This is a genomic window from Nitrospirota bacterium (genome assembly GCA_015233895.1).
Lineage (GTDB): Bacteria > Nitrospirota > Thermodesulfovibrionia > Thermodesulfovibrionales > Magnetobacteriaceae > Magnetomonas.
Window position 1 is genome coordinate 1 of record JADFXG010000039.1, and the last position, 21,415, is coordinate 21,415.

Annotated in this window: 21 protein-coding genes and 1 pseudogene; 7 read left to right on the forward strand and 15 right to left on the reverse strand. The window is 42.0% G+C overall.

What is annotated here, in order from left to right:
* Positions 1-168: 168 nt before the first annotated feature.
* From HQK88_15785 to HQK88_15805, 5 genes are all read right to left on the reverse strand, one after another.
* Complete coding sequence (locus HQK88_15785; GenBank protein MBF0618262.1) at positions 169-585, reverse strand: DUF5618 family protein; 417 nt, start codon at positions 583-585, stop codon at positions 169-171.
* A 133-nt stretch (positions 586-718) separates the two neighbouring features.
* Positions 719-2,518, reverse strand: coding sequence for a SulP family inorganic anion transporter (locus HQK88_15790; protein MBF0618263.1), 1,800 nt, complete (start codon positions 2,516-2,518; stop codon positions 719-721).
* Positions 2,515-3,441 (reverse strand): universal stress protein, encoded by a 927-nt coding sequence (locus tag HQK88_15795; protein ID MBF0618264.1) that lies wholly within the window; start codon positions 3,439-3,441, stop codon positions 2,515-2,517. The genes HQK88_15790 and HQK88_15795 overlap by 4 nt, the downstream gene beginning before the upstream one ends.
* A 4-nt stretch (positions 3,442-3,445) precedes the next feature.
* Positions 3,446-3,865: a universal stress protein gene (locus HQK88_15800; protein ID MBF0618265.1), complete on the reverse strand. Its 420-nt coding sequence runs from the start codon at positions 3,863-3,865 to the stop codon at positions 3,446-3,448.
* A gap of 397 nt (positions 3,866-4,262) precedes the next feature.
* Positions 4,263-5,690, reverse strand: a complete 1,428-nt coding sequence (locus HQK88_15805) for a DEAD/DEAH box helicase (GenBank protein MBF0618266.1) — start codon at positions 5,688-5,690, stop codon at positions 4,263-4,265.
* Positions 5,691-5,738: 48 nt separating this feature from the next.
* Here HQK88_15805 and HQK88_15810 point away from each other — a divergent pair, with 48 nt between their 5' ends.
* The 3 genes and pseudogenes from HQK88_15810 (at position 5,739) to HQK88_15820 (ending at position 7,176) form a co-directional block, all read left to right on the forward strand.
* Complete coding sequence (locus tag HQK88_15810) at positions 5,739-6,509, forward strand: alpha/beta hydrolase (GenBank protein ID MBF0618267.1); 771 nt, start codon at positions 5,739-5,741, stop codon at positions 6,507-6,509.
* A 12-nt stretch (positions 6,510-6,521) separates the two neighbouring features.
* Positions 6,522-6,791 (forward strand): hypothetical protein, encoded by a 270-nt coding sequence (locus HQK88_15815; protein MBF0618268.1) that lies wholly within the window; start codon positions 6,522-6,524, stop codon positions 6,789-6,791.
* 83 nt (positions 6,792-6,874) lie between these two features.
* Positions 6,875-7,176, forward strand: a pseudogene (locus HQK88_15820) (transcriptional regulator).
* Between the two features lie 37 nt (positions 7,177-7,213).
* On the opposite strand, the gene HQK88_15825 reads toward HQK88_15820, so the two are convergent.
* The 5 genes from HQK88_15825 to HQK88_15845 form a co-directional block, all read right to left on the reverse strand.
* Positions 7,214-9,157 carry an aconitate hydratase gene (locus HQK88_15825; GenBank protein MBF0618269.1) on the reverse strand — a complete coding sequence of 648 codons (1,944 nt, stop codon included), beginning with the start codon at positions 9,155-9,157 and terminating at the stop codon, positions 7,214-7,216.
* An 87-nt stretch (positions 9,158-9,244) separates the two neighbouring features.
* On the reverse strand, positions 9,245-9,889 hold the full coding sequence (locus HQK88_15830; protein MBF0618270.1) for a hypothetical protein: 645 nt from the start codon (positions 9,887-9,889) through the stop codon (positions 9,245-9,247).
* Positions 9,890-9,968: 79 nt separating this feature from the next.
* A complete protein-coding gene (locus tag HQK88_15835; GenBank protein ID MBF0618271.1) occupies positions 9,969-10,160 on the reverse strand; it encodes a hypothetical protein in 192 nt (63 codons plus the stop codon).
* A 314-nt stretch (positions 10,161-10,474) separates the two neighbouring features.
* Positions 10,475-11,233 (reverse strand): formate dehydrogenase accessory sulfurtransferase FdhD, encoded by a 759-nt coding sequence (gene fdhD, locus HQK88_15840; GenBank protein ID MBF0618272.1) that lies wholly within the window; start codon positions 11,231-11,233, stop codon positions 10,475-10,477.
* A gap of 22 nt (positions 11,234-11,255) precedes the next feature.
* On the reverse strand, positions 11,256-14,369 hold the full coding sequence (locus HQK88_15845) for an EAL domain-containing protein (protein ID MBF0618273.1): 3,114 nt from the start codon (positions 14,367-14,369) through the stop codon (positions 11,256-11,258).
* 251 nt (positions 14,370-14,620) lie between these two features.
* Between HQK88_15845 and bamD the strand changes: the two genes are divergently transcribed.
* From bamD to HQK88_15865, 4 genes are read left to right on the forward strand one after another with little or no spacing between them, the layout of a single operon-like run.
* Complete coding sequence (bamD, locus tag HQK88_15850; protein MBF0618274.1) at positions 14,621-15,370, forward strand: outer membrane protein assembly factor BamD; 750 nt, start codon at positions 14,621-14,623, stop codon at positions 15,368-15,370.
* 1 nt (position 15,371) lies between these two features.
* Positions 15,372-16,010 carry a bifunctional precorrin-2 dehydrogenase/sirohydrochlorin ferrochelatase gene (locus HQK88_15855; protein MBF0618275.1) on the forward strand — a complete coding sequence of 213 codons (639 nt, stop codon included), beginning with the start codon at positions 15,372-15,374 and terminating at the stop codon, positions 16,008-16,010.
* Positions 16,003-16,500 carry a cyclic pyranopterin monophosphate synthase MoaC gene (moaC, locus tag HQK88_15860; protein MBF0618276.1) on the forward strand — a complete coding sequence of 166 codons (498 nt, stop codon included), beginning with the start codon at positions 16,003-16,005 and terminating at the stop codon, positions 16,498-16,500. Before HQK88_15855 ends, moaC begins: the two co-directional genes overlap by 8 nt.
* Positions 16,484-17,116, forward strand: a complete 633-nt coding sequence (locus HQK88_15865; GenBank protein ID MBF0618277.1) for a phosphoribosylanthranilate isomerase — start codon at positions 16,484-16,486, stop codon at positions 17,114-17,116. Before moaC ends, HQK88_15865 begins: the two co-directional genes overlap by 17 nt.
* An 82-nt stretch (positions 17,117-17,198) precedes the next feature.
* Here HQK88_15865 and HQK88_15870 read toward each other — a convergent pair whose 3' ends face one another.
* The 5 genes from HQK88_15870 to HQK88_15890 all read right to left on the reverse strand — a co-directional run bounded on the left by HQK88_15870 (position 17,199) and on the right by HQK88_15890 (position 21,415).
* On the reverse strand, positions 17,199-17,981 hold the full coding sequence (locus HQK88_15870; protein MBF0618278.1) for a hypothetical protein: 783 nt from the start codon (positions 17,979-17,981) through the stop codon (positions 17,199-17,201).
* Between the two features lie 13 nt (positions 17,982-17,994).
* Entirely contained in the window at positions 17,995-18,171 is a 177-nt protein-coding gene (locus tag HQK88_15875; protein ID MBF0618279.1) for a hypothetical protein, read from the reverse strand.
* A 105-nt stretch (positions 18,172-18,276) separates the two neighbouring features.
* The gene (locus tag HQK88_15880) at positions 18,277-18,501 is read right to left on the reverse strand and encodes a hypothetical protein (GenBank protein MBF0618280.1); all 225 of its coding nucleotides are present in this window, start codon (positions 18,499-18,501) and stop codon (positions 18,277-18,279) included.
* Positions 18,498-18,860 carry a hypothetical protein gene (locus HQK88_15885; GenBank protein ID MBF0618281.1) on the reverse strand — a complete coding sequence of 121 codons (363 nt, stop codon included), beginning with the start codon at positions 18,858-18,860 and terminating at the stop codon, positions 18,498-18,500. Before HQK88_15885 ends, HQK88_15880 begins: the two co-directional genes overlap by 4 nt.
* 11 nt (positions 18,861-18,871) lie before the next feature.
* Positions 18,872-21,415 carry a LamG domain-containing protein gene (locus tag HQK88_15890; GenBank protein MBF0618282.1) on the reverse strand — a complete coding sequence of 848 codons (2,544 nt, stop codon included), beginning with the start codon at positions 21,413-21,415 and terminating at the stop codon, positions 18,872-18,874.

The window sequence follows — 21,415 nt, forward strand, 5'->3', positions numbered from 1 at the left end:
CATCGTGTCATCCATCCTTTCTTTTTTCATAACTGATATTATATTTCTGTTATGCAGTTTCTGAAAATACAATTTTCAAAATATGCTCTCTACTTAGAGTTCATGACACAGTTTTTTGAACACTCTCTAAAAGAACAGCTTTCAGTCAGACAAAAAGCGTTTCATCTTTCAGCCTTCTGCGTGAGGTATTATCTTTTTTATAAACCGCTGTGCTGAGTTTAAAGCTTCTTTAACCAGAACTGTTTCGTGTATCAGTCCTCTGTAGTATCCTGCTATATGAAGAGTGTCGTAAAGATAATCAAATTCTCTCATGAGTTTGCCATTGTTTACGGAAAGCTGCTTTCTTAGAACTCCCCTGTAAGCCTCTACCGACTTCGGAAGTTCCTTCTTAAGCAGTCCTCTCTGAATTAAAGCCTCATCTATGGCTTCAAGTATTGCCAAATAAGCCGTGCCAAAAGCCTCCCGTACAGGTTTAACGTCAGTATAAAAGTTGTCCTCTACTGGTGATTGGCTTAGTATTTCCCGTGCATTGGCAAGGTACCTATAGGCCTCTCCCTGCGTGTATTTTTTAGAACGCCTTATCATATTTTAGTTTAACACAAAAACACAGTCTTTGTCACAAGTTCCCCACCACAAAAAAACTTGAGGGAAACCTGGCTTGCTTCAGGTGTCCCTCAAAAGAATCATTGGTCTTTCTCTTTCTATGTCTCTTTGCTATTTACGCATCTGCAAGTATCATATCCTGTTGACGGCAAACTTCTGACTTATTAGCGTCACACTCCCAAAACACACGGTTTGAGCATTGACGGCATGCGGATTTATCCAGACTCGACACAATGTCGGCAATGGCGTCCTCCTGAGAGTCAAACACGTGGTCTTCACCTAACGTTTTAAGCGCACCACTCTTTTTAAACATCGTGTAAACCTCCGGCTTCATCTTACAGAAGACGATGTCCTTGCCGTTTCTCCTGTAGTCTTTAACGAGATTTACCATAGACTCAACGCCCATCAAATCCACATTATTTATACTGCTGCAAATGAGCAATATCTTAGTCTGTGAGGGAACAAATGAGCAAAGTGTATTTATGCTCTCCTCAACATGATTCATGGCAGCAAAGTACAGATCCCCTTCTATCCTTATAATCCCAAACTGTGAACACTGGGGGAGAAACGGGTCTGTTATAAAATGCCTGCCGCTGTTAGGCTCTGGCACTCTGGGAAGCACCTGAGGCCGGGCAGTTTTATTAAGGTACAATCCGATAGAAAGCAGTGCACCTACGTATATTGCAAACTCAAGATCCAAAAACAACGTGGCTAAAAAAGTAACTGCCATAACAGCGGCATCCTGCTTGGAGAGCTTCACTGTGTGCAAAATATGGTGGAAATCTATAAGGTTGTAGGCAACCACCAGTATGACGGCAGCCATTGCAGCTATTGGCAGAAATGCTGCCAGTGATTTAACAAAAACCAGGATAGCTAAAAGCCACATAGCAGCACATATTGCGCTAAAAGGTGTTTTTGCTCCTGCCGTGAAATTGACTCCGCTTCTGGTAAATGAACCTGACGAGGCATACGAGGAAAGGAATGCCCCAAACATGTTAGAGAGCCCCTGCCCCAAAAACTCCTGATTACCATCAATTTTTTGTCCGGATTTGAGCGCTACTGAGCGTGCTATTGAAACGGCCTCCATGATGCCAAGCATAGCAACGGCAAGAGCAGGTGAGACAAGCGATTGAATTGTATCATAAGAGAAATTTGGCAGTGAAAACGGCGGTATTGCTGATGGAAGTGCTCCTACCACCCGCACTCCCTGTGTGTGCCATCCAAGGGCATAACTTACGCCTCCGCCCACCACCATGCTGACAAGCATACCAGGCCATTTGGGCTTAAACACTTTCATCGTGATGACCACAGCCAGGGTTATTGCGGCTATTATCAGAGCGCGCAAGTTGTAGTTTGACAGATTTTCTATCAGAAGTTTTATGTTGTCTGTAAAATGTGCGGCATTTTTGTACTGTAAGCCAAAAACGTGTTTAAGCTGGCTTGATGCTATTAAAATAGCAGCCCCCGCGGTAAAACCTATAACCACCGAGTGGGATACAAAATCAACCAGTCCGCCTAATCTGACAACTCCCAGACCAAACTGAATAAGGCCGGCTAACAATGTCAGCATAAGCACAATGGACACATAGTGCTCACTGCCAGGCTCTGCCATTACAGACACTGTGCTGAATATTACTAATGATATTGCGGTAGTAGGGCCTGAAATTAGATGCCGTGAGCTACCAAAAAGAGCCGCAATCACAGCAGGCACTATCGCCGTATAAAGACCATACTGGGGAGGCATTCCAGCTATCATTGCAAACGCTACCCCCTGAGGCAGCACAACGACTGCTCCCGTTAAACCTGCAAACAAGTCCACTTTCCATGACTCTTTTAACTCTGCAATCCACTTTAGAAATGGAAACAACTTCACCAATAAGTAGTTATTAGTCTGATCATTTTTTCTTTTTATCATCTCACCACCATCACTGAGTTTTCTGCGTTTAATACAATATTAAAAGCCGTGCCGCCCATGAAAAATCGTTTCAGACCCGTAGTAGTATCGGCTCCGACAACGATTACCGAGTAGTTGCGGCCATGGCTTATTATCTCCTCTACCGGATTGCCTACAGCTACGATTTTCTGATCCACTTTAAGGCCAAGGCTTTCAGCCAGTCTGGCTCCCTCTTTAATAATATCATTGGCTTCGCTCTCTTTTGAGGAATTTTCTGCTACCGATATTATGGACACAGGGCAAGAGCAAAGATTGGCAAGCATCAGATCTTTTATCAAAGCGTTGTAGGTCTTTTCACTGCCGTCAAGACAAAACAGATGTCCGTGGCCTGCTTCAAGCTCCCTTGCTACCAACACGGCACAAGGAGCATGAACCACCACTTTTTGAACCTCCGAGGACAACAGAATTCTGTCAATCACACTCATTTTCTTTGAGGCACCCATAATCACCAGACTGTAACCGCCGCTTTCCACCTCTGATAATATTTTAGCCGCTACGTTGTGACCTGTTGTCATCTTAAGAGTTATCTTGCCTTTGTCCGGAGATTGGTACATTATCTGAAAATCCTCAAGGGGATTGCCCTCAAATTTTCGTTCCTGTTCCTCGTTCCACTTCTCATCCATCCAGCCATAGTAGGTCAGAGTGTCTTTGGCCTCAACCAGATAGTTGATTTCAGGAACCGCCACTCCCCAGGCTGCTCCGCTACCGGAAACTCCTGTTGTGCCAACAGTTGATGCATGGTTACCATTACTGCCTCTGACGTGCATTATGGTTAGTGCTGCACCTAGTCCGGTTCCAAGTTTGGCGCCATAGCGCATTCCTGCCAGCGCCTCTGTGGAGCCGTCTATACATATCAGTGCTCTGAAATCAATTTCGTTACTCATTTTCTTATACCCTCACCACCATCAGCGGACATGGTACCAATGAAAACACCTTATCCAGCGTTCTGTCTCCCAAAATTTTCTCTAATATGCCCTGCTTTTTTACGCCCATAATGACTAAATCCGTCTCCTCGTCCTCTACTGCCTCAATTATTTTTTCCGTTATGTCACCATACTCTATCCGGGTTCTTATAGATACTTTTTCAGAATTGGCAAAATCCCTTATTTCACGTTCGATTCTCTCCTTGCCTGAGTTTAATGTATCTTCAATATTTGATACTCCTACAAGGCTAAGGTCTCCCTCATACTCAGGTAAAACCTTAAGAGCTGTAACCCTGCAATTGTCCTCCTTGGCCATCTTAGCTCCGTGCTTAAGCACATCCATAGAGCCGTTTATCACAACCATTACTCTTCTGTAATCTCTCATTAATTTATAACCTCCCGTTTGTATTTTTCTTCTATCTGCTTCTCAGTAAGCAGTGCGTTATCTACACTTATATATTGCAATAAGTGTGCCAAATAGATAAGTAATTGATATTGTTAGATTATATGGCGCTGCTTGCATGCTTAACCGTTAAACAATTAAACGTTTAAAAAGTTAACGTTTAAAAATGAAACAGTAAAAAACTTGTAGTATTAATATACCGAGTTGCAGTCAGAGCATAACGAGGCGGCAAGGAGAAAGCGACGCAGGCGTACTTTGGGTACGTTGAGGAGCTTTTGACGCAGGCCAACAAAGTTAGGCGATAGAATGCAACTTGGTATTATTAAGTGGATGGATTGAAAGGGTTTTAAAAGGTAAGAAAGTAAAAACTAACTGACGGCTAAAGACCGTCGCGTCTGCTTCGTTTTTGAGGAGATTTCTTATAAGTCTTTTGTGAAAAAGCTGCTTTTTGTTTTCTGAAGCGCTGGAGTAAATCTGCCACCTCTCGTGTGGAAAGTCCTATTCTGTTAGGGCCTGCGACCTGCTTTTTCTCTAAGAGCATTGAAATAGCCTTACAGGCAATCTGAGTGGCATCCATGTCTTCAGTGAGGGATTGAAAGACTTCAACGGCATCCTCATGAATCTCCTCATCCATTAGTTTTTTTGCAAAGTCTATATAATACTGTTTTTTAGCCTGAGAAATTGTGGGAATCTCTTCACACATTATGGGAGCTCCGGAAAAATCCATTATCCTCTTTAATTCCTTAAACTCAAGCGGTGTGACAAGGGTAATTGCAATCCCTTTTTTGCCGGCACGCCCTGTGCGGCCTATTCGGTGCACATAACTGCCTGGCTCAAATGGTATATGATAGTTAAAAACATGCGAGACATCGGTTATATCCAGTCCCCTTGCAGCTACATCTGTAGCTATAAGTATATAGGTCTGACCTCTTCTGAAAGCTGCCAAAACCTCGTTTCTCTGGTTCTGTTCCATATCCCCATGAAGTGCTCTGGTTAGATACCCTCTTGAGACTAGCGTATTTGAAAGCATCTCGGTCTCTTTCTTAGTGCGGCAAAATATCAGGCTTTTAGAGGGAGCCTCTGTGTCAATGAGTCTTACAAGCGCCTCTTCACGTTCCTTTTCACCGATAACATAGTATCTGTGTATAACATCAGCGGCAGTGGCCAGATTCTTAGGTGTTACATCCACCGTGACAGGCTCTGTCAGAATGTTTCTGGCAAGCGCCTGAATTTGTCTGGGCATTGTGGCTGAAAAAAGCATCGTCTGGCGTTTCTTGGGCAGAAATTCAAAAATAGACTCAATGTCCTCAATAAACCCCATGTCAAGCATTTCATCGGCTTCATCTAAGACCACGATAGACGGCGCAAACTTCTTGAGACGGTTTGAACGCAGATGGTCTAAAAGTCTGCCCGGTGTGGCTGCAACAACCTGTGCGCCACGGTTTATGAGATCCACCTGCCTGCCTATAGACTGCCCGCCGTAAACCGCAGCGGTACGAATATTAAAGTATTGCCCTAACCGGTATAACTCATCGCTGACCTGTGAGGCTAGCTCACGGGTGGGGAGCATCACTAAAACTTCAACAGAACCGGTGTGCTTAACAGCATGCATAGCGGGAAGCCCAAAAGCCGCCGTCTTTCCCGTTCCGGTCTGTGCCCGCGCTATTATATCTTTCCCTGAGAGAATAATCGGGATAGCTTGTTCCTGAATCGGACTTGGGACCTTAAAGCCTGCCTCATACACTCCCTTGAGTATTTCAGGTCTTAAACCGAATTGCTCGAAATTACCTATTGCTGTCTCTTCCATATTCCAGTTATTATTATATAATAAGTAAATAAGAAAAAGCGAGGGGGCATGAAAAAAAAATATTTATATTTTATACACGGCGCTAATTGTGGCTCATGGGTGTGGGAGGAGTTCAGCGAATTCTTTAAAATCAAGGGGTTTAACTGCCTGACACCTGATTTGCGCTTTCATAAAGCTAATCAAACAGATAGGGATGTCAACGATATTGGGACAATTAGTTTGCTTGACTATGCCTCAGACATACGTAAAGATCTGTCAGCGCTTGATGAAGAACCAGTGCTTATTGGCCACTCTATGGGAGGGCTGCTTGCTCAGATAGTTGCTCAGAGCGTACCAGTGCGGGCAATTGTACTGCTTGAGCCGGGGCCCCCTGCAGGATTATATCCTAAAAAGTCAGCTTTTCTGCAGGGGATATTTGCTGTTTTGCACTACGGTTTTTTTTGGAAAGCGCCTGTAATGCCCACCTTTGAACAAATCTCCGTTACATCTTTGCATATGTTACCGCCTGAGAAACAACAGGAGGTCTTTAACAGGTTTGTTTATGAATCAGGGAGGGCTCTTTCTGAAATAGGATTTCCAGTGTTAGACCGTCATGCGGCAGCTTTTGTTGATTTTAAAAAAGTCATATCTCCGGTGCTTGTGATAGCAGGTAGTAAGGACAGAATCATTACGCCTGAGTTGGCGCGTTCAATTGCAAATAATTATAAAAACAACACATATAAGGAGTTCCCGGAGCATGCCCATTGGATTTTACAAGAGCAGGGATGGGAAAACGTAGCCGAATTTATTTTTGACTGGCTTGAAAAAATTGAGGAGTGATATCAGTTTCTATTGAATATTTTAGGCTTTGTCAGACAGGTTGGTGATATTACTAATCGTGTTGTGTTAAAAGAAAATCTTTATAAGGAGGTCATTAAAATGCCGTCAACATTAAAGGAGGCTATCGATTCTATTAAGTCGTTACAAGGGCGCAAGGAAACTGGCAGAAAAGCTTCAGAAGAACTTTTAGGGAAATACAAAGGTATTATCCCTACTGAAAAGACATCTTCTGAATTTATTAAAGAGCTTCGGTATTCGTCATTTGATAAGGTGAAAGACTGAATGGAGGAGTTTTCTAAGGTTTTACTTGATACGGTTACACATTAATTTCTGTCGTTGGATGCGTCATTGGGAGGTGCAGTGTTATGAGTGAAATCCTGGATGTTGCCCATGAAATGGCAAAAGACTTGTTTAGAGTTGGAGCAATGGATGAAATCACTATGCACGAGATGGATTCGCTTTGTTTACCGTCAAAGCGTTCTTTTCTGCCCGAAGATATCCGGCGCATTCGCACAGCTAACCATGTAAGCCAAGCTGTATTTGCAGTGTTGGTATTGGCAAGACTACAGTGCAGCAGTGGGAGCAGGGACAGAAGAAACCAGGCGGCACAGCGCAACGCCTTCTTGACCTTGTTGACCGCAAGGGGCTTGCCGCGCTCGGCTTATAGTTTATTCGAAAGTTGACAGTTTAAATGATTTTTCCCACTATTGTGTTGTCTTTTTTGTATAAGGCAGAAGACCTCCGGCAAGGATTAGTTCTGTCTCCCTTTGATTTAAGTTAGATGCGCAGGTAAATGTAAAACCGCTGGTTTCATCCTTTACAGTGTAGGACTGGCTGCCGGTTAAGGACGATTTTAGTCCTGAGATTTTAAGTCTGTCACCTTGCTTTATTTTTTCAAAATCAGCGGGATTTGTAAAAGTAAGCGGAATAATCCCAAAATTAATTAAATTAGACCTGTGAATTCTGGCAAAAGAGAGAGCTATGACTGCTTCAATCCCTAAATACATCGGGGCAAGCGCCGCATGTTCCCGTGAGGAGCCCTGTCCGTAGTTTTCACCGCCAACGATGATTCCGCCTCCGGTTTCCTTTGCCTTTACAGCTCTTTTAGAAAATCCCTCATCAATGTTGCTAAACACAAAATCGGAGATGGTTGGAATGTTTGACCTGAAGGGTAAAACCTTAGACCCAGCAGGCATTATGTCATCTGTTGTGACATTGTTACCAAGTTTTATGAGAACCTCTGCCGTAATTCCATCTTTTAACGGTTCCTTAACCGGAACTCCCTTAATGTTTGGCCCCTTAACAATATGCACATTATCGCCATTCTTAGGGGCAATCAACATATTTGTATTAACAATGTAATGAGAGGGCTCTTCAATTTCAGGAATATTCAGATCCTTAATATCCCTTGGATCAACTATTTTACCACTTAGAGCTGCAACTGCACACGTTACCGGGCTTGCCAGATACACCATAGCATCCTTTGTACCGGAGCGTCCCTCGAAATTTCGATTAAAGGTTCTAAGTGAAACGTGGCCGCTGCCCGGTGCCCCGCCCATTCCTATACAAGGGCCGCAAGAGGACTCAAGCATTCTTACTCCTGAGGCTATCATTTCCCTGAGGCAGCCATCCACGGCTATCATCTCATACACCTGCTTAGAGCCGGGATTAATCAAAAGATTAACGTTTTCAGCAACATTCTTACCCTTTAACACATAAGACACAGCCTTCATTGACTGGTAGGATGAATTAGTGCATCCTCCGATACAGACCTGATTTACTTTCGTACCGGCTAATTCTTTGACTGCAACAACTTTATCCGGACTGTGCGGCATCGCTATCATAGGCTCTAAAGACGACAAGTCAAGCTCTATTACGCTGTCGTAAGAGGCATCGGTATCGGCCTTTAATTCTATCCAGTCGGCGAGTCTGCCCTGGGCTTTGAAGAATTCCATCGTGTTTTCATCGCTTGGGAAAATCGAGGTGGTAGCACCTAACTCTGCTCCCATGTTGGTAATGGTGGCACGTTCGGTTAAGTTTAATTCTCTGATGCCCTCTCCTCCGTACTCAAAAATGCTGCCGACTCCGCCCTTTACGGTGAGTTTTTGCAGAAGCGCCAGTATAACATCCATAGCGGTAACGTATGGCCGATTGAGTTTTCCAGTAAGTTTGATAAGCACAACCTTTGGCATGGTTAATTCAAACGGGGAGCCTGCCATCACTGTGGCGGCATCAAGCCCGCCGACGCCGATAGCAATCATAGCAGCGCCGCCATTTGTCGGAGTGTGGCTATCGGTGCCAAGAGCAATCCCGCCGGGGCGAGAAAACCTCTCCAGATTTACCTGATGGCAAATCCCATTACCGGGCCGGGAAAAGTACGCTCCGAATTTTGCCGCAGCACTCTGTAAAAAGGCGTGATCATCCGGATTCATGTAGTTAGACTGTATCATGTTATGGTCAACATAAGAAACCGCAACCGGAACCTTAACCTTATCAACTCCGATTGCCTCAAACTGAAGCCACGCCATCGTTCCCGTAGCGTCCTGAGTATAGACCTCATCCACTTTTAATCCGACGGAGGTTCCGCAAGTCAGCTCCCCGTAAACCTTGTGTGATTGAAATATTTTTTGCACTAAATTTGCTGCCACAATTTGTGCCTCCTGTCTTCGTTATAATGAACTATGGTAATAATAATTAACAGCGCCGGTCAAGTAGCGAAATTTGAAAGGAGTGCGTTATATCCTTTTTTTACCGATTTTCGGAATGAAACATGGCACATCTTTCATGTAATTAAGATATTGGCTGCCAAACGTTTTTTTCAGTCTGAGTTCCTCTAAATATGCACCTATAATAAAATATAAAACACAAAGCAATGAAAGCACAGTATAGTTTAGAGTGATATGGTGATTAAACACAAGGATGAGAATACTCCCTGAATAAAGTGGATGTCTCATCATACCATACATCCCTGTTCTAATTATTGAGTTAGTTGTTAATCCCTCAATGTTTCCTCCGGTTTCTTTTCCAAAGATATATTTAACAAGTTGGTTAATTCCTATAAATTCAAAAATATTTATTTGTTTAAATGAAAACATTACTATAAGCAATCCAACAGCTTGTAAAAGATAAAAAAGTATTTTAAGTGCGCCAGTAATTTCTATAAGCAGGGTATCAGGCAGCCTTTTTATTAACAAATAGGCAATCAGAAATGTGACACCGCTTATACAGGTATAGAGAAATCTGTATGCCGCCCTTACAAAATTACTGCCAAATACATTGGCAGTAGTGGTTTTAATCCAATCCGTTGCAGTAATAGAGTGTATAAGTGCAAACCCGCAAAAAATCAGGATGATTTCAAAAACAGATCGTATATAGCCCATCAATTAAATATAGTACAAAACCAGCACTCATGGCAACGGCGATTTTGTTAAAAGAGCTGGTTCATTTCCTGGAAATACACTATATATAATGTATAATATAAAAATACTCAACTTCTCTACAATCCATTTCACCGTAATTTTGCGCCTGCATTTCCATATGAAATAGTGAACCATTGGGAAGCTCAACCAACAAGTCCGGCTGCCTGTATTTAATCTCAGGAAATTGAACATCCAGAAACTTTGCCGTGTCAAATCCAGTTAATATCTTCATGAATTTCTGCGGCAATGCTTTTCACAATACTCTTAAATGTGATGTCATAGTATTGTGGCATGTAAATCCTTTCTCTTCTGTTTTCTTATTATAACATACAAGGATATTTTGAAAATATATTAAAACGGTTTTGAATAGAAAGTTAATTATCGTATAGATTTTCAATTGAGGCAACACGCAGGATTGTTATCCCGAATGGATTCAGGAACAAATCCGAGATTTCTGAAACAAACATAACGCTACAGCAGGTGCTGCCTCTGACCGCATTTATTATAAGGGAAGTATTGAACTGTATAATGTCAACAGATTTGGAATTAGCTGATTCGTTGCGGATGGGTGTAGATATTAAATCTGTTTCCTCTTATAAAGCCTATCATCGTAATTCCAAGACTGTCGGCTATTTCTACTGAAAGAAGGGTTGGGGCTGTGCGGCTGGCTACAACAGGAATTGACCACTTGCCGCACTTTGAGCCTATCTCAGAGGAGAGTCTGCCGCTTAGCAGCATTAGTTTGTCATCAAGTGCTATGTCATTAATTATACAGTGTCCAATGGCTTTATCAACTGCATTATGCCGCCCGATGTCTTCTGTCATGACCAATATCTCATTCCCGTCTGAGATTGCGGCGCTATGAATACATCCGGTAAGATTATAAGAGGCTGAGCGGTGTTGAAATTCGTTAAAGAGACGCCTTACACTATCGCCATCTACTTTAAAATTATCAGTGCTTAACTTCTCTCCAAATGTCTTCTTTGTCGTTATGCCGCCAATGCAGCCGGAGGTTACTGCTTTTCCCTCAAGCACAACCTCACCGGTTGCATCAATATCAACCTCAATGTCATCGTTGTACTTAATTGCCATCTTATCCACACACCAACTCCCGCGGATAATTCCTTCTGTCATAATAAACCCGGTCACCAGTTCTTTTACCATCACAGGAGAGCAGTACATTGCCAGGACCTCGGCACCGTTTATCCTAAGCACCAGTTTTTTCTCGATTGCTATCGGATCACACAATAACTCCCTGTCTTTTCCTGTTACACGAAAAATACTTCTCTCTACATAAATATCCATCTCAACTAAACCTTTGTTACCATTAGTTTAAACTACAGAAAAACTCTTTCTCTAACAATTCCGGAAACTCCTCCGGCGGTATGGCGCGGCTAAAGAGAAATCCCTGCACCTCGTCACAGCCAAGGCCACTCAGTATTTTTAACTGCTCCTGTGTCTCTACTCCCTCGGCAATTACCCGTAATCTCAGATTATGCGACATGTCTATGATTGTCTTAACAATTGTCAGATCATCCGGATTGCTTGCTATCTCTTTGATAAATGACTTATCAATTTTGAGTTTTTTAAAAGGAAGATGTTTCAGATAACTTAGCGATGAGTACCCTGTGCCAAAGTCATCAATGGCGACATTAACGCCGCGAGCATTGAATCTGCGCAGCATAGAAATTGTAGTATCCACGTTTTGCATACAGAAACTTTCTGTAAGTTCAAGCTCAAGATTAGCCGGAACCATCCTTGTTGTGTTCAATATCTGAAATACCGCACCGGCAAGATCATAGTGTTTTGACACCTGAGTGGTTGACACATTGACAGCAATAACAATGGGAGGAAGCCCTATATTTAGCCACTGTACTGCTTGATTACAACTGTTAAACAGCACCTGTTCGCCAAGGGCCATTATTAATCCTGTATTTTCAGCCAGTTGTATGAATTTATCGGGATAAAGTAAACCCATCTGTGGATGATTCCAGCGCACTAATGCCTCAGCCCCTATAATCCTCCCGCTCTCAATGTCTATCTGCGGCTGGTAATGCAACACCAATTCACCACGTTGCAGTGCTAAACGCAGCTCCTTTTCCATTGCTATGCGCTTATTAACAGAGTCATCCATTTCAGACGTAAACATGGTGCAGGAGTTTTTCAGCGATTTTTTTGAATAATACATGGCCGTGTCAGCGTGTTTTAACAGCTCCTCTGCGTTGCTTGCATCTGTGGGATAAATACTCATGCCGACACTTGCAGTGATATAGTAAATGTTTTTGTTAATTTCATACGGTTCAGTTAAACACGAAAGAGTTTTTTGTGTAATAGTTTCAACATCTGTTTCATTTTTCAAATTCGTTAGAATTACAGTAAACTCATCGCCGCTCATGCGGCATACTGTGTCGGCCTCACGCACGCATTTTTCCAGCCGTGAGGCAACAGATTTCAACAGCAAGTCCCCTACATCATGTCCCATGGAGTCATTAACGTCTTTAAAATTGTCTATGTCAATATAAAAAATACCTACTTTACGTTCGTACCGGGTGGCGCTTTTTATCTCCTGCCGCAACCTGTCAAAAAACAGCACCCTGTTGGGAAGCCCTGTAAGAGCATCGTAGTTAGCCATATACTCTAATTTTTCCTCCATACGTTTGCGTTGTATAATGCCTGACAGGGTATTGGCTACCGATACTAAGAAGTTTTCCTCTAATGAGGTGCGTTTATGTCCATAGTCAACGTACAGATTAATTAATCCAACCACCTTATCTTTTGATTTAATGGGAACGCAGTAATGCCCATGCTCGCCCATTCCATCATATCTGACCTCATGGCGGTCATCAATTGAGGATGCAAACACCACTTTGCCGGTAAGTGCGGCTTTTCCACACAAACAATTACCAATCGTTACCCGGCTGCACTTTTTTAGCATGTGCCATGAGATACCTCTTTGGCTTGTCATCACAAGCTCATCAGGGTTATCCTCCACAAGGAAAATACATCCGGTGGTTTTTGTTGACAGCCATGGAACCGTGCTTATCATTTCAAGGATTCTGTCCAGATATTCCTCTAAGGAAAGTGTCTGTATGGACAGTTGCATGATGGTGTTTATTACATTTTGGATCATATAATTTTGAGTCATCTTCACTTCTGACTCTTTGCGTAAAATTATACCGGCTATCGTACTGGCAACGCTTTTTAAGAAGTTTTCGTCCTCATCCGCTCGTTCATACCCCTCATCAACATAGACATTGATTACCCCAAGCAGCCTCTCATTTGACATTATCGGAACACAATAGTGTCCGTGGGGCAACATACCCTGATACCGGATTGTATGGTTTTTATCATCTATCCCTGATGAAAAAACAATTTCCTTTTTTAATGCCGCTAATCCGCACAGACATTTGCCAAAGGGTAAATCAGAACAAATATTCAACTGCTCCTCTGTAAAATTAAAATGAGCCGAAATCTTAATTGTTTCAGAATTATCCTCAAATGTAAAAATACACCCCTTTGATTTTAGCGAAATCCACGACACTGACATTAAAAGATGTAAAATATCGTTTAACTGTTCCTGTAATGAAACCGGCAGCAATGAGATATTCAGAATCGAATTGATTACATCCTGGACATTAACCTTTTGATTGATACTGGACTGCTGCAGACGTAATTGCCGTATAATTTCTTGTAACTTTGTCCTCGTTTCATAGTTAAACAGCCTTATTACCCCTAACATGGAAAAAGCAATAAACAAAGCCGCAATTGCCCTAAACACCTGAACAGGCATGTGGACAAAGGACATGAAAGTCTCGGTATTAATTATATTAGAGGGAAAGAAGCTGCTTTTGGGAACAATAAACCCCGCTAAAAAACCGTATGCTACAAAAAATGTAACTGTTAGAAAAAAGTGCTTATCGGCTTTGGACTTTTCTATCAGGTCTGTTTCCGTAGAATACAGCTTTAAACCAATAGCGGTGGCAACAGAACCAGGCAGCGCTAAGAAATACCGTGCAAGAATCTTAGCGGTCTTAAGCGGCTCACCTGAGTAATAAGCAATAATGAATATTATTGATAAAATTACCGGCATAAGCCACCATTTCAAGTGTTGAGAAAATTTCCTCATAGTCGTATTTTCACAGATTCTTAACGTCTTTCTGCTAAACTCAAACAGAAAACAAAGCGAGGAAACCAGAAAAACAAAACTTGCTGACTTTAAAATTGTATGAGAGGGATGTATAGATGACATCATTTCAAACCACTCATTTATTCCATGAAGTATTGCAAAGGAGGATAAAATCCAGATAAAACCGGATAGCTTAAATTGCCCCTCAGTTTTTGTCTGTACTGATATTGAAATGCCCATAAAAATGAAAGCAAACCCATAGATAAACAATACGTAGTCCATGTTTTGTCTAAAAAACTGTTCTACTGTCTCCATTAGCTAACTAAACGCCCCCTGTTCAAAATGTTAAAAATCAACTTACCAGCGCCCTTCTAACATAAAACCCACAAACCAATCCAAAAGTAAAGTCTAAAAATATACAATTAATTAAATACTTCTGTCAATCACCCTTCATTACTGTAACTTATGATTACTGCTTGTATTAATAAACATCTTTAAAATTAAGATAAAATAAAAACTGAAAAAAACAGTTGACTAAACAGTTCAATAAAATATTTAATATAGGTATGCTGAATGTAAAGACAGTGATATTGCTGACAGTGTTGGTGCTGCTTGCATTGTCATGCTCAAAAAAGGATATCAAACCGACATATACAGACCCTAAGGATACTTATGCAAGCGCTCTGAAGCTGATAGATAACAAGGAATACGAGGAGGGACGCAAACTCCTGACAGAGATAACCAATCGAGGCAGTGCGACTGACTATGCTCCGGAGGCTCAGTTAAAGATAGCTGAATCATACACACGAGAAGATGAAACAGAACTTGCAGTTACTGAGTACAGAAAATTCATTCGTTTATACCCTGGCAACAAGTACGCCCCATACGCTCAGTACATGATTGCCACTTTGACGTTTAACCAGATTGAGGGGGCAGACAGAGGGTTTAGAGCGGCTGAGGACGCCATAAAAGAATTTAATAAACTTACGGAAATGTTCCCACGAAATCCGTATCGTGAGATAATCGCCCTCAGAATACAGAAGTGCAGAAATATTCTGGCTGAGCATGAGTTCTATGTTGGCTCATTTTATCTTAAGAAAGAAGCATTTAAGGCAGCAGTGGAACGTTTTAACGTAGTGCTTAAAAAGTACCCCGATTTTAGTAATATGCCCGGTCTCTATTACAATTTGGCATTAGCAAACCTGGGACTTAAAGATATCCCTTTGGCTAAGGAATATTTTCAAAAAGTGTTAGAGACTGCTACTGACAAGAAAATTCTAAAAAACGCAAGGACCAAACTCAACTCGCTGAATTGAAGTGGATTTCTATCCTGTTTTCGTTTCTATAAAGGGTAAAAAGTGCATTGTTTTAGGTGGTGGTGATGTAGGACAGAGGAAGGCACTGTCGCTTTTAGAGGCGGGGGCCGAAGTTACGGTTATAAGCCCTGTTTTGACGCCTGTTTTAGAATCTCTGAAGGCGGAGGGCAAAATTCACCACATTGCAAGATGCTATGAAGACGGAGACCTTATGGAGGCTTTCATAGTGATAGATGCTACAGATGATATTGGCCTTAGTAAGACAGTTTCCAAATCCTTTGGCGGCCTTCTAAATATAGCCGGTGGCGGCGGTACTTTCATTGTGCCTTCCTCTTTCCACTGCGGAGGCTTAACATTTGCCATGTCAACAGAGGGCGTAAGTCCTGCCCTTGCTAAAACCATCAAAGAAGAACTACAAGACCTCTACGGCGGAGATTTTGCCGCTTATCTCGATTTTCTAAAGGAATTCCGCCTGAAAGTTCTTACATCTGTTTCTGATATTGCCGTAAGACATGAGCTTTTGCGTGTTGCCGGAGGTAAAGATGCAGTTAAAAAAGTCCGTACCGGAGCAATTGAGGAATTGAAAGAAGAGCTAAGCTTGCATTTGAAAGGCATTTTGTCACACGAAAACCATGAGTGATTTAACCCATTTTGATGAAAACGGGGCAGCCCGCATGGTTGATGTAACCCCCAAAGGGGTTACAGATCGTTTTGCACAGGCAACGGCTACCGTCAATATGCGCCCTGAAACACTAAACCTTATTGTAAATAAGGAGTTAGCAAAGGGTGATGTGCTTGCTGTGGCAAGGCTTGCCGGTATAATGGCTTCAAAGCAAACTCCTCATCTCATACCTCTTTGCCATCCTCTTATGATAACATCAGTGGCTGTGGATTTTAAGATAAATCTTACAGAGTCACAGGTGCAAATCAGCGCAGACGTAAAAACCTCCGGTCAGACTGGGGTTGAGATGGAAGCACTGACTGCAGTTACCATAGCAGCCCTCACCGTATATGATATGTGCAAGGCTGTGGACAAAAGCATGGCTATATCAGATATAATGCTTATAGAAAAACGCGGCGGTAAGAGCGGAACTTTTAAGAGGGAGACAGAAAGTGGCGCTAAAGGTTAAAATATGCGGCATTACAAATATAGAAGACGCTCTTTTAGCGTGCAAATTCGGAGCTGATGCTCTTGGTTTTGTTTTTTATAAAAAAAGCCCGCGGTATGTAACAATTGCTCAGGCAAAGAAAATTATAGAAACCCTGCCACCCTTTGTAATAACCGTCGGGGTGTTTGTTGACGAGGGGCTGGAGACAATCATCAGTACGTGTAAGGAGACAGGCCTTGACACAGTACAGCTTCATGGCGATGAGTCACCGCATATGTGCAGTGATTTGAAGCATCGTGTGCGACGGATTGTGAAAGCTTTCAGAGTAAGGGATTTTACCGATCTTAATACACTTAAGGCTTACAGCGCAGCCGATGCTTTTTTATTGGATACTTACACAGAGGAGGTGTATGGCGGCAGCGGCACCGTCTTTAACTGGGACATAGCTCAGGAGGCCGGGGAGTTTGGTAATGTAATTCTTGCCGGAGGCCTTACCCCTGAAAATATAGAAGAGGCTGTCAGACGGGTTAATCCATACGCGGTTGATGTAAGTTCCGGTGTAGAGGAAAAAAAGGGCAAAAAAGACCTCGAAAAGTTGCGCTTATTTATAGAAAGAGCAAAATCAGTTTTATTTTAAAATAATTAAGGCTTTTACACTATGCTGAGAGAGGGCACACAAAACCCTCTCTCAGCATAGATAGGTTTTTTGTTTTTATAACCTATGCCAAAAATAAAAACCTGCCTGTGCCGTCATCAGTAGTAAGCACCTCACCGCTGAATTTAAGCTCTGTAAATTTGCCGGAGATTAAATCTATTTCGCTTGCCGGCGTTATTGAAGCCTTAAAAAGCTCAAGCTCACAGTTACGCCTGTTGACTCTGTCCAGCCCAATAAATCGCACATAAGCCTCTATCCGCTTATTGGTTGATATGTTGGTTATGCTGCCTGTTAGCGCATCGTAGGAATAATCCACCTTTAACTTCTGGGCATCAGTGATACTAGCTCCTTCAATTGTATATATGCGGCCTGTTTCATAATCTACCTCGTAATCCGTACCAGCAACAAACGTAACCGAAGTGTCAGTAGCTAACATTACTACTACATCATTCGGGGCATTCTTTAAATTTCTGTATGTTAATTTTGTGTATTTACCGGCATAAGGCGTTATTTCCTCAGCATTTACTGCACCCGTTCGTTGGACTAACTCTTCATTATCACCAAGAAATGCAAGTCGCAACGTATCCTGTGTATAGTCCGATAGGGTAAACTCAAGCGACTGCTTATACCCTGTTATGACTGATTTTGTGACATTGCCGTAGGAACTCCTCGTTTTGGATTTCATATCCACTTTGGTTATCACAGGAGTTGTAAGTTTAAACGCTGTGACATTACCAAGCAGTATTTCACCTGTTTTTGCACCTGTGGTGTTATCCAAAATATCCATATACAGGTTTCCTGAGCCAATAAAAGCCCCTTGTACATAACTTTTTAAACTATCTCCCATCTTTCATACCCCGTTATTTCTTTCCATCTTTTGCAGCCAATAATCCCGCTGCCGACATTACCCCGATTACCGACAGGGCAGTGTCTTTATCAATTTTACCAATAAGTAATGCCGCCACAGTCATTAAAATCAGCACACCTGTTAGTGATGTCTTAGGGTGTTGCGTTATAGCTTCTATTAACTTATCCACGTTCAAACCCCCTTTATTCTTTTTCTGTCATTCCCGCCTACGAGCGGGAATCCACATCCTTTTAAAAATTGGATTCCTGCTTTCGCAGGAATGACAAATAAGTTTTTAATTAGTACCGCAACTGACTTTTGCCCACACTTTTTGCTGATTACCGTTTTCATCGAGCACATCTGTCACCTCATACCGGCAGCCATTTTCCATTTTCCCAAAAACTCCAAGCGTATTGTTATCACCATCTGACGATGCAGTTACTCCCATACCTGCACAACCGTAAGCCAATAGTGCAAATACCAATACTGCTGATGCAGCTAAAAACATTCCTCTTTTCATTCCGTACCTCCCAGTTCTTTGATTATTTTTACAATTACCGCCTGTTGGTCTGCATCAGTAAAAGCCTTCTTTGCATCTTTTAATAGTTGTTTCATGTCATCTTTCTTTGCCTTTTTGGCTGTTACGATTTCAGGCTTGCCTAACCGCTCTGTTTCGGTATGGCCGTATGTGGTAAAGACAGATAATAACAACCATATAGCCATGCAAAAGCCAAAAATTTTAAGGACTGGATTCCGGCTTTCGCTCGGAATGACAGAAAGGAAAGACTCCTGTCCTCTGTCATTCCCGGGGGTCAGCGACCCCATGCAGAGCGGGAATCCAGTCCTTTTATTTCTTTCACTTTTTCTACATATTTCCACTTTTCCCTCCCTTAATTCCATGTATAGCCAATGCCTCTGAACATATTGTTTTTATTGAAAGTCTGCAATTTCCATCGCATGCCTGTGCTTGTGCCAGTGTAAGCCGCTGTCCCTGAGTACATTGTCACATTATCACTATAGTTTCCCTCACTGGCCAGCGTTACCTGATTCCAGTTTGTACCATTATCATTTGTTACGTATGCTTTCCAGTCCGTGTTTACAACTGCTGTTGGGTCAAGCTGTTCCTGTAACACCATAAACCGCCCTTGTGTTGGTGATGATAGTGCTGCTGTTGAATTTGAGACAAGAGTCATATTGTCTAATACGCCACCTCCCATAACATAAGCTACTGTTGGAGGTGTGAAATTATCTGTCCAAATAACAGAGCTGCTAATGTGGTATTCATCTAAATACCCCGTTAATGGGCCGCTTGTATCAACGTCAGCTCCAATTAGAACAGCAGCAGAATTAGAATAAATTGTAGCGCTTGAGGTATTATTACTTGCATAAACCCCGTTGTTATAACATCTCCAATTGCTGCCATTTCTAACAAGAGCAATATGTGTCCATGTTGTTTGAGAAATACTCCCACATGGCGCATTATTGAGTACATCATACGAAGTGCCGTTTGACGAGACACTATATTTTAATGTGCCTGATGAGTATAATATTTCTATTGAATGGTCACTTCCACCTGTCCTTTTCACATAAACATATTGGCCTGCTGTTGAATTTAGATAAATCCAGAAATCTATTGTAAAATAATTGCCAAAATTGAAATAGGTCTGTGAAGGTATAGATAAATAATGTGCACTACCATCGAAATAAGCGCTTTTGCCACCAAATTTAGACTGAGTCGCTGATTGAGTCACACCGGTAACATTGATAGTATTATTGTTTGATGAACTATCCACAAAAGTAGAGCCGCTACCATCAGCGTGAACTATTAATAAAGCTGAATTATCTACTGAAGAAGCTGTGGGCATATAGTTACCTGTATTCCAAATATACTTTGCCGAGACACCTCCGCTACCTGTTAAACTGATAGTGTTATTGTCCTTAAACTTATCAACTATACCGTCCACCATCTGATAGGCTGACATAGAGGCGTTAGCAGATATTCGTAAGGCATTCATGAAGATATTTTCCTCAATCCGGTCTGCCACCTTAGTGACTCCATTAGAGCCTGTCTTTAATGTGAAATTATCAAAGGCAACTGAGGAACCACCTCCGCCACCTCCCTGAGCTGCAGCGTTAACCCATTGTGACCCATTATAAGTTAGCACTTGGTTGTTTGTTGGAGAGACAATATTAGTATCCCCTAAATTAGTCATATTTATATTTGCCGCCGTAATTACTCCGGATGCTGTGGCTTTCATGTAACCAGACAGCGGTGTTGTGATACTGTTTGCGAAAGTAACCGGCGCTGAGGCATATAACGTACCAGTGGTTATGGCACTGGTAGTTAACCCTGCAAATGTAGGGCTGGCCGTGTTTGCAACACTCTGGTTAAGATAGTTCCGATATATATCTGTGAAAGGATGTATCGTTGTGCTATCTGTGATATTGTCGTAGTAGAGCTTGCCTGTTAATGCTGAAAACACAGAGCCATCGTGCCAATACTTATTGACTCCTTCTGTGACATTATCGGTAACTAAACCTCCTGTGTATAACTTGTTGCCATAAAAATAGGCAATACCATTAGTTGTAGAATGTGACAATGCTCCTGTAAAGGTAATATCCTTAGCCGAGAGACTACCACCACCCGTGATATTGTCATAATAAAGAGATTGCCACGTTTTGTCACCAAATAAAACCTTAGTTAGAGCTCCCGGTTGTATGAGTTGACTATATAAGTCTGCCTGTGTGCTTAATGTCCCTGTGATACTGCCCCATGTAACTGCCCCTGCACCAGATGGTGTAGAATTTATCCAATTGCCGGAACTATATGTTAGAACCTGTCCGTTTGTTGGATTTGTGATAACAACATCAGTAACATTATCCAAAGTCTGTAGATTATAATATTGCACAAATCTATCACGAAACCATGGGGCTAAGTCAGTTTGTGATGTTATAGTACCCGTAATACTACCCCATGTTCCAGCCCCGCCAGTAGCCGTTATAATACCGGTGCCTGAATCGTACCCTATCCCTGTGCCTGCTGATAAAACTGCTCTTGCTCTGCCGTTTGTAAAAAACAATTTATTGCTGCCTTCTGTTATATTGTCAGAACTTTGCAACGCCCATAAATTTACAAACCTTGTATCTGTCCTTCCTGGCGTGAAATATAAATGACCAGAACTTTCTGTCACATTATCGGTGTAAAGATGACCGGCAAGAGTTTGATAGAGCAAGTAATCATGCCAATACTTATGGGAGGTTTCTGTAATATTATCTGTGGTAAGACTATCTCCATTAATGAAATAACTGTAATTATAGGTATCGCCACCAACGCCATATGATGCAGCACCACCCCAGCTCCCATTAACCTGCCACGCATATGCTGAGGTCGTAAAAAATGTTGACAATATGATAAACGTTATTATCCTTTTCAT

Excerpts from the sequence above, each read along its gene's own strand:
- HQK88_15845 (MBF0618273.1), bottom strand. The coding sequence starts at position 14,369 with ATGGAGACAGTAGAACAGTTTTTTAGACAAAACATGGACTACGTATTG.
- moaC (MBF0618276.1), top strand. The coding sequence starts at position 16,003 with ATGAGTGATTTAACCCATTTTGATGAAAACGGGGCAGCCCGCATGGTT.
- HQK88_15785 (MBF0618262.1), bottom strand. The coding sequence starts at position 585 with ATGATAAGGCGTTCTAAAAAATACACGCAGGGAGAGGCCTATAGGTAC.
- HQK88_15830 (MBF0618270.1), bottom strand. The coding sequence starts at position 9,889 with ATGGGCTATATACGATCTGTTTTTGAAATCATCCTGATTTTTTGCGGG.
- fdhD (MBF0618272.1), bottom strand. The coding sequence starts at position 11,233 with ATGGATATTTATGTAGAGAGAAGTATTTTTCGTGTAACAGGAAAAGAC.
- HQK88_15835 (MBF0618271.1), bottom strand. The coding sequence starts at position 10,160 with ATGAAGATATTAACTGGATTTGACACGGCAAAGTTTCTGGATGTTCAA.
- HQK88_15805 (MBF0618266.1), bottom strand. The coding sequence starts at position 5,690 with ATGGAAGAGACAGCAATAGGTAATTTCGAGCAATTCGGTTTAAGACCT.
- HQK88_15870 (MBF0618278.1), bottom strand. The coding sequence starts at position 17,981 with ATGGGAGATAGTTTAAAAAGTTATGTACAAGGGGCTTTTATTGGCTCA.
- HQK88_15790 (MBF0618263.1), bottom strand. The coding sequence starts at position 2,518 with ATGATAAAAAGAAAAAATGATCAGACTAATAACTACTTATTGGTGAAG.
- HQK88_15880 (MBF0618280.1), bottom strand. The coding sequence starts at position 18,501 with ATGAAAAGAGGAATGTTTTTAGCTGCATCAGCAGTATTGGTATTTGCA.
- bamD (MBF0618274.1), top strand. The coding sequence starts at position 14,621 with ATGCTGAATGTAAAGACAGTGATATTGCTGACAGTGTTGGTGCTGCTT.
- HQK88_15795 (MBF0618264.1), bottom strand. The coding sequence starts at position 3,441 with ATGAGTAACGAAATTGATTTCAGAGCACTGATATGTATAGACGGCTCC.
- HQK88_15800 (MBF0618265.1), bottom strand. The coding sequence starts at position 3,865 with ATGAGAGATTACAGAAGAGTAATGGTTGTGATAAACGGCTCTATGGAT.
- HQK88_15810 (MBF0618267.1), top strand. The coding sequence starts at position 5,739 with ATGAAAAAAAAATATTTATATTTTATACACGGCGCTAATTGTGGCTCA.
- HQK88_15890 (MBF0618282.1), bottom strand. The coding sequence starts at position 21,415 with ATGAAAAGGATAATAACGTTTATCATATTGTCAACATTTTTTACGACC.